Annotated in this window: 17 protein-coding genes and 1 pseudogene; 17 read left to right on the top strand and 1 reads right to left on the bottom strand. The window is 49.1% G+C overall.

Annotated elements, in window-relative coordinates; all coding sequences use genetic code 11:
• Position 1 precedes the first annotated feature (1 nt).
• The 13 genes and pseudogenes from AC6I77_RS10600 to AC6I77_RS10540 all read left to right on the top strand — a co-directional run.
• A complete protein-coding gene (locus tag AC6I77_RS10600) occupies positions 2 to 154 on the top strand; it encodes a DUF6889 family protein (protein WP_078805241.1) in 153 nt (50 codons plus the stop codon).
• The gene (locus AC6I77_RS10595) at positions 144 to 2,117 is read left to right on the top strand and encodes a lytic transglycosylase catalytic (RefSeq protein WP_497816881.1); all 1,974 of its coding nucleotides are present in this window, start codon (positions 144 to 146) and stop codon (positions 2,115 to 2,117) included. Before AC6I77_RS10600 ends, AC6I77_RS10595 begins: the two co-directional genes overlap by 11 nt.
• On the top strand, positions 2,117 to 2,692 hold the full coding sequence (locus AC6I77_RS10590; RefSeq protein WP_497816880.1) for a phage baseplate protein: 576 nt from the start codon (positions 2,117 to 2,119) through the stop codon (positions 2,690 to 2,692). Before AC6I77_RS10595 ends, AC6I77_RS10590 begins: the two co-directional genes overlap by 1 nt.
• Positions 2,689 to 2,994 (top strand): phage baseplate plug family protein, encoded by a 306-nt coding sequence (locus AC6I77_RS10585; protein ID WP_497816879.1) that lies wholly within the window; start codon positions 2,689 to 2,691, stop codon positions 2,992 to 2,994. The genes AC6I77_RS10590 and AC6I77_RS10585 overlap by 4 nt, the downstream gene beginning before the upstream one ends.
• Positions 2,995 to 2,996: 2 nt before the next feature.
• Entirely contained in the window at positions 2,997 to 4,058 is a 1,062-nt protein-coding gene (locus tag AC6I77_RS10580; protein WP_497816878.1) for a hypothetical protein, read from the top strand.
• A gap of 2 nt (positions 4,059 to 4,060) precedes the next feature.
• Positions 4,061 to 4,420: a hypothetical protein gene (locus tag AC6I77_RS10575; RefSeq protein ID WP_497816877.1), complete on the top strand. Its 360-nt coding sequence runs from the start codon at positions 4,061 to 4,063 to the stop codon at positions 4,418 to 4,420.
• A gap of 24 nt (positions 4,421 to 4,444) precedes the next feature.
• Entirely contained in the window at positions 4,445 to 4,972 is a 528-nt protein-coding gene (locus AC6I77_RS10570) for a hypothetical protein (RefSeq protein WP_497816876.1), read from the top strand.
• A gap of 1 nt (position 4,973) precedes the next feature.
• The gene (locus AC6I77_RS10565) at positions 4,974 to 5,165 is read left to right on the top strand and encodes a hypothetical protein (RefSeq protein WP_497816875.1); all 192 of its coding nucleotides are present in this window, start codon (positions 4,974 to 4,976) and stop codon (positions 5,163 to 5,165) included.
• A gap of 56 nt (positions 5,166 to 5,221) precedes the next feature.
• Positions 5,222 to 5,974: a Gp138 family membrane-puncturing spike protein gene (locus tag AC6I77_RS10560; protein ID WP_497816874.1), complete on the top strand. Its 753-nt coding sequence runs from the start codon at positions 5,222 to 5,224 to the stop codon at positions 5,972 to 5,974.
• Positions 5,974 to 6,327 (top strand): contractile injection system sheath initiator, encoded by a 354-nt coding sequence (locus AC6I77_RS10555; protein ID WP_497816873.1) that lies wholly within the window; start codon positions 5,974 to 5,976, stop codon positions 6,325 to 6,327. Before AC6I77_RS10560 ends, AC6I77_RS10555 begins: the two co-directional genes overlap by 1 nt.
• Positions 6,327 to 7,526, top strand: a complete 1,200-nt coding sequence (locus AC6I77_RS10550; protein WP_497816872.1) for a baseplate J/gp47 family protein — start codon at positions 6,327 to 6,329, stop codon at positions 7,524 to 7,526. Before AC6I77_RS10555 ends, AC6I77_RS10550 begins: the two co-directional genes overlap by 1 nt.
• Complete coding sequence (locus tag AC6I77_RS10545) at positions 7,523 to 8,203, top strand: DUF2612 domain-containing protein (protein ID WP_497816871.1); 681 nt, start codon at positions 7,523 to 7,525, stop codon at positions 8,201 to 8,203. The genes AC6I77_RS10550 and AC6I77_RS10545 overlap by 4 nt, the downstream gene beginning before the upstream one ends.
• A pseudogene (locus AC6I77_RS10540) lies at positions 8,203 to 8,493 on the top strand (hypothetical protein); the annotation flags it as partial. The gene AC6I77_RS10545 and the pseudogene AC6I77_RS10540, both read left to right, overlap by 1 nt.
• A gap of 929 nt (positions 8,494 to 9,422) precedes the next feature.
• On the opposite strand, the gene AC6I77_RS10535 reads toward AC6I77_RS10540, so the two are convergent.
• Complete coding sequence (locus tag AC6I77_RS10535) at positions 9,423 to 10,412, bottom strand: acyltransferase (RefSeq protein WP_497816870.1); 990 nt, start codon at positions 10,410 to 10,412, stop codon at positions 9,423 to 9,425.
• 290 nt (positions 10,413 to 10,702) lie between these two features.
• Between AC6I77_RS10535 and AC6I77_RS10530 the strand changes: the two genes are divergently transcribed.
• The 4 genes from AC6I77_RS10530 to AC6I77_RS10515 all read left to right on the top strand — a co-directional run bounded on the left by AC6I77_RS10530 (position 10,703) and on the right by AC6I77_RS10515 (position 14,123).
• Positions 10,703 to 10,942, top strand: a complete 240-nt coding sequence (locus AC6I77_RS10530; protein WP_058957687.1) for a hypothetical protein — start codon at positions 10,703 to 10,705, stop codon at positions 10,940 to 10,942.
• Positions 10,942 to 12,204, top strand: coding sequence for a Y-family DNA polymerase (locus AC6I77_RS10525; RefSeq protein WP_497816869.1), 1,263 nt, complete (start codon positions 10,942 to 10,944; stop codon positions 12,202 to 12,204). The genes AC6I77_RS10530 and AC6I77_RS10525 overlap by 1 nt, the downstream gene beginning before the upstream one ends.
• A 933-nt stretch (positions 12,205 to 13,137) precedes the next feature.
• Positions 13,138 to 13,671 (top strand): hypothetical protein, encoded by a 534-nt coding sequence (locus AC6I77_RS10520; RefSeq protein WP_105099101.1) that lies wholly within the window; start codon positions 13,138 to 13,140, stop codon positions 13,669 to 13,671.
• Between the two features lie 17 nt (positions 13,672 to 13,688).
• Positions 13,689 to 14,123, top strand: coding sequence for a WapI family immunity protein (locus AC6I77_RS10515; protein ID WP_105099102.1), 435 nt, complete (start codon positions 13,689 to 13,691; stop codon positions 14,121 to 14,123).
• The last annotated feature ends 53 nt before the right edge of the window (positions 14,124 to 14,176 follow it).

Raw genomic sequence — 14,176 nt, 5'->3', positions numbered from 1 at the left:
GATGCGCCCGGTTGATGCCGGGTATATCAGTTACACCGCACTAAAAGATGGTTCAGTAGACCTCGCAGACGTCGCTCGCATGAACGACTGGCTCGACCTGAAGGCAGATAATAACAACCGCATAGAGCGCTGGAGACAGGATAATGAACGCTGAGACTATCAAGGATTTTCTGGTAAGCCTCGGCTTTCAGATTGACGATGCCGGCGCGCGCAAGTTTGACTCTGTGGTGCTGGGTACCACCCTGCAGGTGGTTAAGCTCGGCGCAGCGGTGGAAGCTACGGCTCTCTCAGTGGTGGCCTTCACTGCAAAAATCGCGAGTGGTCTGGATCAGCTTTACTGGTCATCCCAGCGCACCGGTGCGACAGTGGCAGGCATTCAGTCGATCGGCTATGCCGCATCTCAGGCAGGTTCAAGTGCAGAGGCTGCGCGAGGATCCCTTGAGGGGCTGGCGCGGTTCATGCGCAACAATCCGGGCTCAGAAGGCTTCCTGAATCGTCTTGGCGTGCAGACACGCGATGCGAGCGGCAACATGCGGGATATGGCGAGCATCTTTACCGGTGTGGGCCAGAAACTCAGTAACATGCCGTATTACCGCGCAAACCAGTATGCGCAGATGCTCGGCATTGATGAAAACACGCTGATGGCGATGCGCCGCGGGCTGGGTCAGTTCAATCAGCAATACACTCAGATGGCGAAAGCTATCGGCTTCAATGCAGACCAGGCTGCAATCAGCTCCAATAAGTTCATGACCTCGCTGCGTGCTTTCGGGCAAATGGCGGGCATGGCGCGCGATAAAATCGGCTCCAGTCTGGCTGAAGGCCTATCGGGTTCAATCGATACTCTGCGCAAACAGATTGTCGATAATTTTCCGAAGATAGAGCAGACGATCACCAGTGGTGTAAAGGGCATCCTCTGGATGGCTGAGGTGATTGGCCGAGTCGTTTACCGCCTTATTCAGGCTGCCGGAGATATTCGTGATTGGTGGAACACCCTCGACAAGGGAACTCAGCAGCTGATTGAAACGCTGGGCGCGCTTGTTCTGGCGTGGCGGATTGTTAACAGCGCATTCCTCACCTCTCCGATTGGTCGGATCATCGCTCTTGGCCTCGCCATTCTCAGTCTGTATGACGATTACAAGACGTGGCAGGCTGGCGGAAAATCCCTTATCGACTGGGAGAAATGGCAGCCGGGTATCGACTCCGCTAAAAAGGCGCTGGACTGGTTCACTGACAAGCTGAATAAGCTCAACGACGGCACCCTGACATGGAAAGGCACGCTCCAGTCTCTTTCTGATTTCATTAAAGGTGACTGGTCAAAGTCGATTAATGATGCGATCGCCTCCGTTAACCGGGCCTTTGGCGGTTTCCTGACTCAGATAGGGCAGAAGTTCGCTAACAGTCCTTTCTGGAAAACGCTCCAGCGTCTCCATATCGTCAATGAGAAAGACACTCAGGACATGCTGAATTTCTTCAGCGGCGAAGGTGGCAAGCCAGCGCCATCAGCAGCGGCAGAAAAAATGCCCGGTGAAGATGATAGCCCGGAAGCAATCTACCCGGTTGACGGCCCAGCCTCGCAATACGCGCAGTCACTGAAGCGAGGGGAGCGAAACAATAACCCCGGCAATCTGAACTATGCAGGCCAGGCAGGTGCAATGCTGGAGCGTAGTGGTGGTCGATTCGCAAAATTCCAGACTGCTTATGATGGCCTGCGCGCTATGGCTCGGCAGTTGATGCTCTATGCCCGCCGCGGAATCAACTCCGTTGAGGGCATTATTTCCACCTGGGCTCCATCTTCTGAGAACAACACTGGCGCTTACGTCAACGCCATATCCTCACGGCTTGGCGTTGATCCTAAGGCCGCGCTCAACCTGCAGAATCCGCAGGTACTGTCTCAGCTGATGAACGGAATAATTCACCATGAGAATGGACGCAATATCTACTCCAGTGAGCTAGTAAGCCGTGCCGCCTCTGGCGCTGCCGCGCCTACCGTTAATCAGGAAACGACCATCCACATTCACGGTGTAAGCGATCCGGAACGCGCCGGCAGCAGCGTAGCAGAGCGTCAGATGGGCGTTAACTCCAGACTAACCCAGCAACTCACACCGGCGGTCAGATAATGGATATTCTCTCTACGCTGTTTTCGCAGCAAAGCCGGAAGATAGGCCTGATCATCCCGGACGTGGTTATCTCTGAGAAGCACAGCGATGTGCTGGAAATCACAGAGCATCCTACTGAACTGGGTGCGCCGGTTGCTGACCATGCCTATAAGCGGCCAGCAGAGCTGACAATGGAGGTCGGCTTTTCTGGTGGTGGCTCGCTTCTTGATTTTGCAAGCTCACTCACTTCGACGAGCCTGCTTGGTTTAAGTCCCCGGGAGACATACCAAAGCCTTCTTGACCTGCAGGCCAGTCGTGTTCCTTTCGATGTTGTCACCGGCAAGCGCATATACAGCAATATGCTGATTCGCGTTCTTGACGTAACCACGGACCGGACGTCTGAAAATGTACTGATGGCATCTCTTACGCTTAAGGAAGTGCCAATATCGCAGGCGCAGGACGTCAATGTAGCCAATAAGTCAGACATGAAAGACGGCGTAAGCACCTCAGAGATGCAAAATACCGGCTCTAAGCCAGCTGTTTTCGCCGATGATGCTTCATTTCTACAGAAAGTTGCCTGGTGGTGGAGCCTATGAGAATCGCCCGAATACCATTAACCCCGGACAACCAGCGCTTCAATACTGTAATTAACGGCACGAACTATGCCATCCGGCTTCTGTGGCGTGATGAATCAGGGTGGGTCATGGACTTGATGGATAGCGGCGGGCAGCCAATTGCTACCGGCATTCCATTGGTGACAGGTGCCAATCTGTTAGGCCAGTACGCACACCTCGGACTTGGCTTTGGCCTTGTTGTTTTGTGTGACGATCCCAATCAGGACTACCCCACCAAGTTAGACCTGGGCATAAAAAGCCACTTGCTATCAGTAACGGAGTAATCATGAGTCAGAACTGGATGCGCCACTTTGAACTGCTCCTTGTTGATGAGTCCGGCGCAGGCATCAGTCTCTCTGATTTCAAAGTCGTGTTTAACATCGAGTGGACTAATGCCTTATGGCCCCGCGTTGCCACGGTGAAAATCTACAACCTGAAGAAGGACACCGTCAGCCGGATACAGGGCAAGGAGTTTTCACGCCTGAAGATGATCGCCGGATATGACGGACTGGCCGCGCCGGTCGATTCCAGTCAGGTTGGTGTCGCGCGCAATGTCGACTCAACTCAGGTGGGACAGACTGACGGGCAGAACTTCGGCCAGATATTCGATGGTGAAATTCGCTTTACGATAACCGGGCGCGATAACCCTACCGACACTTACATCCTGATTCAGGCCATTGATGGTCATCAGGCATTTGTGGCCGCGAAGGTGAACACCACGCTGGCAGCAGGGTACACGGTGGCAGATTTGCACGCGGCCACAATGCAGAGCTTCCAGCCATTCGGCGTCACTCAGGGTATGACAGCTCAGATGCCGGATACCGTATTTCCACGCGGGCGCGTGATGTATGGAATGGCACGGGATGTCATGAGCAACATTGCCGATCAGTGCAACGCCAACTGGCAGATTGTGGATGGTCAGGCGCAGATGGTCAGCACGGATAAGTACATCCATGAGGCGATCGTGCTTAACAGTCGTACCGGCCTCATCGGCATGCCTCAGCAGACAATGGGCGCTGGCGTTAATGTCCGCTGCCTGATTAACCCCAACATCCGGGTGAGCGGCCTGATTGAACTGGACCAGGCTTCTGTGTACCGCACAGCGCTATCTAGCGACGAAGTTCAGAGGTCAGGAGGTCGGATTTTTGAGACCGAAAATAACGGGAATCTGAACGTGAACGGAACGCTGCAACAGCCCGCAAGTATTGCGACCGATGGCGTGTATATCGTGCAATCCATCAGTTATACTGGTGATACTCGCGGGCAGGCCTGGTATATGGATTTGATGTGCAGCGCCAGAGGTTCCGCAGACCTTCAGACGAACACTGCTCTCAACAGGACATACTGACGGTGAAATCTAAATTTACACTGGCGCTGTTACTAATCGCGGCCTCATCATCACCATCAACGGTATTAGCGGACTCTCAATGTGGACCATTCCACCTTGGCACAAGTTCAGATAATGACGGTTGGGCCAGAATCAATGGAGCAAAGCCAATCAGCCAAAAGGTGACTTTCCTTAAGACACAGGGCGACTACGACAACATCCAGATGCAGTGGATGGTGCCGCGCACAGACTATCCTGGCTACTACGGCATGGATTACATCAAGCGCAATGGGAAAGCGATCCTGAATGTCGAAGCTATCCGTTCAAACATGAGCGAGTCACGAATTTTTAGTTCGTTTGACTGCTTTAGAGCTATAAATTAGTCAATTGTTTCCTAATAAGAAAAAATGATGTCAAAATCAAATAGAAGTGGTTTGAGTCGTGACTTAATTTTGACCTTTTATAAAGATAGATATGATGAAGCTAGAAATTCATATCGTAGATTAGAGGAGAAAGTTAATTATTTAGTGGCATTGATTGGCTTAGAAGCTGCAGCATTAACAACTGTGTTTTCTACTATTGAATCTTCAGCAATATCGAATGGAAACATTTTTCTTGAGCTTTGTTTGCTATTTATAGGTTCTTGTATTCTGTCAATAGTTTTTTCATTTTACTATCTATGGCACTCTTGGAGCCTTAAGGGCTTACCTAAGGTAATTGCTCCTAGAGACCAAGCGTCCCATGATTTTTTCTTAAAAGGTGATGAGGAACTCATAGTAAGATCACATATGATCATCTACGGTAGGGCGGTTGAGAAAATTGAAAATTTGCACAAATCAAAAGTTGCTTATGTACTTAGATTATTCAATGCTGTAGCCTTATCTTTTGCTTTGCTCATTCTCTCAGTTTTGTTCTTATTTTTCAGTAAGGTATAAAATGAACGACGATAAACCTGATGATATTTTTGATACTGACAAAACATCTACCGCTGCGCTTTTTCAAGGAGAACCGACTCAAGACTTAGATGCTTATGAGAGAAACGTTATGTCTTCGGTTCCATGGGGAGCATTGGGCGTAGCTACCGAAAGTATCGATGAGACAGTTATGAACTTCCAAAGACTGAAATAAATTCTCATTAGTCACATAGTCAAACCCGCTACGGCGGGTTTTTTATTGGAGCTAATATGCCAGTTTCACCACAATCACAGGCTGGCGGTGAATCGCAGGCCTATAAAGCGCTGTCAGATTCCATCTTCTCTATGCTCCGCGTTTCCATGCCCGGCATCATCCAGACGTTTGACCCAATCGCCTGTACCTGCACCGTTCAGCCAGCCATCAGCGGCCAGACGGCCGATGAGTTGGGCAACTTCAAATCGGCGCCTCTCCCTTTGCTTCTCGACGTTCCGGTAGTGTTTCCACGCGGCGGCGGATGTACGATAACCTTCCCGGTTAAAGAAGGGGATGAGTGCCTGATTATCTTTAGCGACCGGTGCATTGATTTCTGGTGGCAGAACGGCGGCATTCAGGAATCGGTAGACCCACGACAGCACGACCTTTCAGACGCGTTCGCAATCATCGGCCCGCAATCGCAGGCTGAAGTTATCAGTAACATCAGCGCGTCAACGCTTCAGATGCGCACTGATGACGGCGCGGCCTATATCGAGTTGGACCCCAACAGCCACGCGGTGAACATCGTAGCGCCGGGCGGACTGAACGTAACAACGCCTCTGGCTAAGTTCAGCCAGGCGGTAACGATAACGGGCCTGCTGACGTGGATGGGGGGCATGGTGGGCAGTCTTGCTACTGGTACCGCAGCGAAAATTACCGGCGCCATCGAATTCATCGGCAGCCTGAATTCCAATGGAAAAGACATCAGCGACCAGCATACGCATAACGGCGTGCAGTCTGGCTCTGGCAATTCTGGCAAGGTGAACTGATGCGATACAGACGCGAAGACGAAAACGGTGATTACACCTTCGGCAAAGGCGATGACACCTGGCTGATTAACTCGCCAGAATGCGTTGCTCAGGCGATAAAGACGCGCTTCCTGCTCTGGTACGGACAGTGGTTCCTCGATACGACAGAGGGCACTCCATGGGTTCAGTCGGTGCTCGGTAAGCAGAAGCCTGAAACCTTTAATCTGGCTATCCGTAAACGGATACTTGAGACGCCCGGCGTGAACTCGATCATGTCATTCGATACCAGCCTCAATACCTCTTCCCGACGTGTGATTTTCACCGCAACTATCGACACCATCTACGGAACGACGACCGTCACAAGCGAGGCATAATGGCTCTCAATCTCGACACGCTGGGGCTCTCCGCTACGGTGACTGCCTCAGGGATAAGTGCGCCTGATTACCAGACGATACTTTCTACCATTACCAGTTACTTTCAGCAGATTTATGGTACCGATGCCTACCTGGAACCGGACAGCAAAGACGGTCAGATGGTGGCTTTAGTGGCCCTGGCTGTACATGACGCCAACAACACTGCCATTCAGGTTTACACCTCATTCTCTCCATCAACTGCCATGTCAGATGCGCTTACCCGCAATGTTAAAATCAACGGCATCACGCGCAAACCATCGACGAATTCAACGGTCGATTTGACCCTTAGCGGAACTGCCGGCACCACGATTACCAACGGCTCGGTTAAGGATGCGAACGGAATTATCTGGAACCTGCCATCCAGCGTAACTATTGATGTAGGCGGCTCAGTGACGGTTACAGCAACCTGCGCTGTTCCGGGCGCAGTGGCAGCGGTGATTGGCTCAATCACGCAGATCAACACGCCTACGCGCGGCTGGACTGCGGTCACTAATTCAGTTGCAGCCACAATAGGTTCCGATGCAGAAAAAGACTCAGCGTTGCGTATCAGGCAGGGCCAGAGTGTAGCAATTCCGTCCCTGACGCCATTCGATGCTGTTGATGGTGCACTGGCTAACGTAGCAGGTGTAACCCGCCACAAGCTTTATGAGAATGACACGGGCGCAACGGACGCTAATGGTATTCCCGGTCACTCTATCGCTGCCATTGTGGAGGGTGGGGATGTCACGCAGATAGCGCAAACCATACGCGGCAAAAAGGGTCAGGGTGTCGGAACGTTCGGCAGCACAACGACACAGGTGCCAGACAAATATGGCAACCCCCATGCCATTAGTTTTTCACGGCCCACCAACGTTCCGATTTATGTGGCGCTGGTTCTCAAGGTTTTCACCGGTTACACCACGCAAATTGGCGAGCAGATAAAGCAGGCGATAGCAGACTACATCAACTCACTTACGATCGGAGATGATGTCCTTCTCAGCCGCCTGTATTCACCTGCGAACCTTGGCGTGGTCAGTGGTGGAAATGCCCGTTATTACGACATCAACAGCCTGCAGATAGGTAAGTCGGCAGGCGCTGTATCTGCCTCGAACATCATCATAGCCTACAATGAATCGGCCACCTGCAGCGTAGCGAACATCTCTATCACGGTGTCGCCATGAGTAAATATATCGACCGTATAACCAACTATCACAGGGGGAAGCCCCTGTTTGTTGAGCATGTTGATTTGTCGACCCGTCCACTTAGCGACGTTTCTGACGCGATGTATGGGCTGATATCAGCGTTTGATATTGATGAGGCAATCGGCGTGCAGCTTGATGCGCTGGGTGAATGGATCGGCAGAAGTCGGATTGTCAGCCAGCCAATATCAGGGGTTTATTTCTCATTTGACACTCCTGGTCTCGGTTGGGATCAGGGTGTCTGGCAGGGGCCATATGACCCAGATGCAGGTTACACCAGCCTTAGCGACGACACCTACCGCATCATTCTCAAGGCAAAAATAGCCATCAACAACTGGGACGGGCAAAACGACTCACTTCCTTCAATTCTGGAAACGGCACTGGATGGTTCAGGCCTGAAAATGCAGATTGTCGACAATCAGGACATGACTATTTCTGTCTGGGTGTTTCCTGAAGTGGATATATCTCAGGTTTCGCTCGAGTTACTGGCCGCAATCAGGCAAGGCTATCTGACCGTTAAAGCCGCAGGCGTTTGGGCTGGCGACATACAAACCCCTTCAATAGAAACCCCATCAGTAGGAACCCGATTTTTTGGTTTCGACATGGATAACGAATACATCGCCGGATTTGATGATGGCGCATGGGAGACAACACTTTAATGGCTACGAATAACTTTAAGGCCTTTGGCATTGGCGCAGGCGCTAACGTGACCAGCCAGGCGGATTATGAAGCACTCGCTGCACTGCTGACCGGATTTCAGTCGGGTAAGGCATCATCTGCACAAATCAATAAAGCATTGCGCCAGTCGTCAACGATGGCGTATGTGCTGGCGCAGTTCATTTCCGATTCAGCTTCAGTCGACGTTCTGGATAACGGCGGTCTTGCAGCAATACTCGCAAACCTGAAAAATTCTGTTCAAAACATAGCTAAAAACACCGCCATCCCGATTATGACCGGTATTGTAGGTCAGTCACGTAACGCCAGGATGTCTGTGACTACAGCATCTGCAATTGCTGATTTCCTTGCAGATGAATTAGTTGTAAATACAGCCATAGGAGGAAATCAGTATCGCCTTAAAAACGTCGGCTCACGAATCACGCTGACAGCTACTGGCGTGGGCGGCATGGACACTGGTAGTCCGCCAGCTACAGGTTTCGTGGCAATATACGTTATCTATAACCCCGCAAATGGAAGCGTGGGGCTGCTAGGTGTTGACGCCACAAGCTCTGTAGCTCCGGAAGTTTATGGTGGCAGCAATATGCCATCTGGCTACACAGCATCAGCTTTAGTTGCTGTGTGGCCTACTGCGTCTAGCCAGCTTGTAATAGGTAACATGTATGACAGAAAGATTGATCTCGCATCAAGAACACTTCTGACAAGTTCCAGCACTAATGCAAGCCGCGTATCGCTAGCCACAACTCAGTTTCCGCTAAACGCTAAGTTCATCTATGGCGGGCTCAGCATGACAAACTCATCCAGCTCAACGCAGGGGCTTACAATATGGGGGGCAAACTCATCCATTGGTGGAATGGCAATCACCGCAAGCTTAGCCGCATCAGCGTCTGCATCGTCAACATTTTCAAAAATATCTGTCGTTAACCAAACGATCGGCTGGTCATCCACAAGTACCGCTGGAACACCAACATATAACATTGGCATTAACTCATATGAATTCTAAAAGGGGCCAAAAAAATGATTATTAACGTCCAGCTATCAACTGACGGCAAAAGGGTGACCTCTTACTTTACTACAAAGCAGGATGACTCAATCTATAGCAATCAAAAAGAAATTGATACAAGCGATAAGTTATGGTCCGATTATTACGAGTCAGTCCCTGATTTTATGCGTGGGGATATGCCTTTTCCAGAATAGGCTTCATCAACTTATGATTGCTCCAGCCCTTGCCTTGTATATTAAAAAGCATGAGGCAAGGGATAGGAAATAGATGATTGCTGCTGATAGTGGAATGAAATAGAAAACATTTTTTTCCGATATTGAAAAGCCTATTTCCCCCATCGCATAAACCAAAGACAAGTGAATGAGGTAGATTCCAAAAGTATATCTGGACTGTTGCGCCAGCATATATTTGATAGCGCTTGAGTTAAGGTGGACACCCTTCAGGGTGATAAATAATGAGATTGATGCAACACAAACTAACACAGAAGAGTTTAGGTAGTTCCTTACGTCATGCAAGCCATCTACTACAAAAAAGTGGCGTGTTGATAGTAAGATGGTGATAGAGGCGATCAAGAAAATCAGAAAGGATAACCATCTGAATTTATATGTCATTTTCAGGCTTGAGAGAACCGCGCCCGCAAAAAAATAGCCTTGATATAATCCTAGCGTGCTCAGGTCAAAGCTTGGATTAATAGGTGCATTGTAGCTTTTGAGAGTTGGAATTAGAACGCATGAAAAGAACCATATTGATAGGATGTAGTATTTTACCCTGGAAGTAGAGTTGAGGTATAAAATCCCTATTATTGGTAATGTAAGATAAACCGCAGTCAATGCATATAGATACCATAAATGACCAGCGGCAGGCATGAGGAATATACTTAAAACATCCATGTCTTGGTTCTTGATTACTTTAAAGAATATCAAATAGGCTAAAGACCAGAAAGTAAATGGAATAACTAATCTTTTAATGCGCGCTGCTGATGATTGAATTGTGAGCGGCCTGTTAATCAACAGAGAACCGGTGGCCATGAAAAACAAAGGAACGCATGTGCGAGTGAAGCTTTCATAGAAGTTAGCACCATTCCATATAAAACTATCAGTGCTCGAAAATCCATTTGAAGAAACATGCAAAATAATGACCATGATGATAGATATAAGCTTTATTAGGTCAATTGATGTATCTCTTTCCATTTTTGACATCCGTCTCAGTATCGAAGGCTTTAAGGCGCTGTTAATCATACATTAACATGCTATGACCAAACCAATAAAAAAGCCCGGCGACCGGGCAATGACTCATCCGCGCCTCTCTGAGCAGACTACGGGGTGGGTAATTTGAGGTTAGTCACGCGCAACCGAAGCCGCCAGATTAAAATTTCAGCACCAACAATGGCTTTACAAAACTGTGAGCCGTTTCGCCTTGATAAAATCTACCGATCAATATTACTGTTTATACATACAGTATTTATCAGGGGGGATTTGTCATGCCGCGTGACTACGAAATCATGATTGCTTTCCGGCAGGCTATAAAGCGCGATACTGCCGGTCGCTACACCATCAGCACACTGGATTTCATCAGAGAGCTTGACCGCATTAACTGGCATTACACGCTAAAGGCGGCCAACAAATGGATCGAGATGCACACCACAGCATTCCGCGACATCTCAACCACTGACGGCGAAGAGCGCCTGTTTCAGTTGTACAACCCGAATGGTGTTGTGTGATGTTTGCCCTGGTCGATGTTAATTCGTTTTATGCAAGTTGCGAAACAGTATTCAGGCCCGATTTGCGGGGAAAACCGGTCGTAGTGCTTAGCAACAATGACGGATGCGTCATTGCCCGTTCAGCAGAGGCTAAAACGCTCGGCATCCCTATGGGCGCACCGTACTTCAAGCTGAAGAACGAGTTTCGCCGGCACAGGGTTCAGGTTTTCAGCAGTAACTATGCGCTTTATGCCGATATGAGTAACCGGGTAATGACGACGCTGGAGCAGATGGCACCCAGCGTGGAGGTCTACTCGATTGATGAGGCGTTTCTGGACCTGAGCGGTGTTCGCAATTGCATGGTTCTTGAAAACTTCGGCAGGGAGGTGCGGGAAACTGTTAAGCGTAATACGCACCTGACAGTTGGCGTAGGAATTGCGCAAACTAAGACGCTCGCAAAACTGGCTAACCATGCTGCAAAAAAATGGAAGCAAACAGGCGGAGTCGTTGACCTTTCGAATGTTGAACGTCAGCGTAAGCTCATGGCACTGGTGCCGGTTGAGGATGTATGGGGCGTTGGTCGGCGCATCAGCAAAAAGCTCAACGCGATGGGGATCCTGACTGCCAAAGACCTGTCAGAGCAAAGCACCTACACAATACGCAAACATTTTAATGTTGTGCTGGAACGAACCGTCAGGGAATTGCGCGGTGAGCCATGCCTGCAGCTGGAAGAGTTTGCGCCCACAAAACAGCAGATCGTCTGTTCCCGCTCATTTGGCTCCAGAATCACGCAGTACGACGACATGCGAGAAGCCGTGTGCACCTTCGCAGCGCGAGCCGCAGGTAAATTACGCGGAGAACGTCAGTATTGCAGTCAGATAGCAGTATTCGTGAGGACCAGCCCACACGCGGTGGGTGAGGTGTTTTACGGCAACCAGTCTACCGGCAAGGTACTTACACCAACTAATGACACGCGCGATATTATTCGGGTAGCCATTGAGGCGCTTGATCGTATCTGGGTCGACGGACACCGCTATATGAAGGCAGGCGTAATGCTGGGTGACTTCTACAGCCAGGGTGTATCGCAGCTGAACCTGTTTGATGAGAACAAACCACAGGCTAATAGCGAGGCGCTGATGCGCGTGATGGATGGTATAAACCTGAGCGGGAAGGGTAATCTGTGGTTTGCAGGGCAGGGTGTTCAGAACACCTGGGCGATGAAGCGGGAAATGCTTTCACCGGCTTATACCACAAGATTCTCTGATCTGCCGGTGGTGTTTTGACATCCCGGCATTGAAAGTGAGAGATAGAAGACGGGGGCTGGCTGGAAGGGACTATCGTGCTGGGTAAGGTGACGGCCGAGATTCTGGCAGTGCATTAGCCGAGTCGGCCGACGATTTAGCAGTAACGAAAATTTCCCGAACCTCAAACGAAATAACTTGCAAGCGTTTGATCTTAAACGGGTGCATTGGTAAGTATTGCAACCATTAAAAGGGGTGCTTTTGTTATTTAACTCATTGTTAAATAACATAAAATCTTCTATATGTCGCAAACAGGAATCGTATTCGGTCTTTTTTTGGTTGGCACTTCGTATCAATGACTTAACGTGAAATCAATCAGTTAAGCCCGCTCCTGTTACTTCCTGTTCTACTCTGCTTGACTCTGTGCCGCCACTTTGTCGCTATTTTTCTTCGCCATCAACGCCAGTGGATTGAGTTTACTAAACCTGCCGTTTCTATCCTTTAGTAAATAACTACGCAGCCTGCTTATACCCTGTCGCAATAAGTACGCTTATGTTGCATTTTCAGCATCAATATCCTGAACGATTTAGAACATTTTACGATTGTGGTAGAAATTGTGCGCCTGGCATCGTTTATTCAGACGATGCGGACACCATAAAGATAATCAGACATTTGATGCATGCTGTTTTGAGGGAGTGCTCATGGTCTGACATCAGGGAAAGGGGCACACGCAGTTGCCGTCTGTTAACAGGATCATGGGCATCTATCAGAAAATGATTGTTTTATCTTCTTGTGGCACTATAAAACAGCCATTGTCATGAACGAGGGATTGAGAATGATTTCAGGAACAGCAGCAAAACAGGAATTCGGACGTTACTACACATTTGAGTCGAGACTGCCTCAGGGCGTTTTTTTGAGATTCGGCCCAGCCATTTGCCCCGAAATGCAAAGCCCGTAACAGATGAAGCCAGCGGAATGTGTATCGGTTACACGGTGGTACAGGCTCCGGGCTTATGGCAGATTTATGATGTGCAGGGACATTTTGTCAGGCTGGAAGAAGCGCCGCTTGAAACACCCCTGATCGATCCCACTGATATTGCCCTGTTTGGCTTGGGTATTTTTCGTATCCTTGGTACAGGGCGGGTGCTGTTTGAATCAGGGGCACGTGCCGCTGTTTATGCGAAGCTCAGTCACTCCACTATATCCTTTCTGCGCAGCAGACTTAAACTCGGGCTGCATGCACGTAACCTTAAAATGACCGAGACTGCTGCAAAACATATGTATGAACCGAGTCGCTATGTCCCTCTGCAAATTCAGGAAAGAGCGATTCGCTATGGCAGGCGGATGGCAGATCCCCGCAAAGGTGAAGGTATGTTCAGATATGAGACCAGATTGTTTAAACTACGCTTTAATAAGCAAACAATGGAATATGAGTATAAAGAATACACACTTGAAGTCGTCGTGCGTGAGTCAGACTGGACGATAACGCATTTTAAATACATGGATTGACAGACTGGACAACTTGTATGTTTGATTTGCGCAATGAAGATTTCACATTTGTAATTTCTCCCTTTGAAAGAATCTCAGACGATGAGGCCGACCCGGTTGATCATCTATGGGACTGGATCCAGTCCTGGATTGAGTTCTCTGTTAGCGGCCTTAAAATGCAGTTTCAAACTGAATTTACCATCGGCGAGCTAAAGATTTTAAAGGATGAGTTTTTCGCACATTACCAGGCACTTATCACGCAGCGTGAATTAAAACCTTTTAATTTTCGCAGCGAACGTGGCCAGCTCAATATGGTTATCAGAAAAGTTACGGGTAAAGAAGGTGTTATAGTGGAGTTTGATATCCGCCCTGAACCACACGCCGACAGCGTTCAGGTTAAAGGTGACTTCAGCCTTAATGAAAGCTATTTTCCTGACATTCTGAAGCGGCTTGATGAAATGATTCAATGGTAGAATTAAACATTTTGCCATTGAGAATTTTTAACTGAAAACTTCGGGCGTAAAAT

It is taken from the genome of Pantoea sp. X-Soil-ISGK-259 (assembly GCF_059730705.1).
The sequence above is the reverse complement of the archived record's forward strand: the minus strand, read 5'-3'. Positions and strand labels throughout refer to the sequence as shown.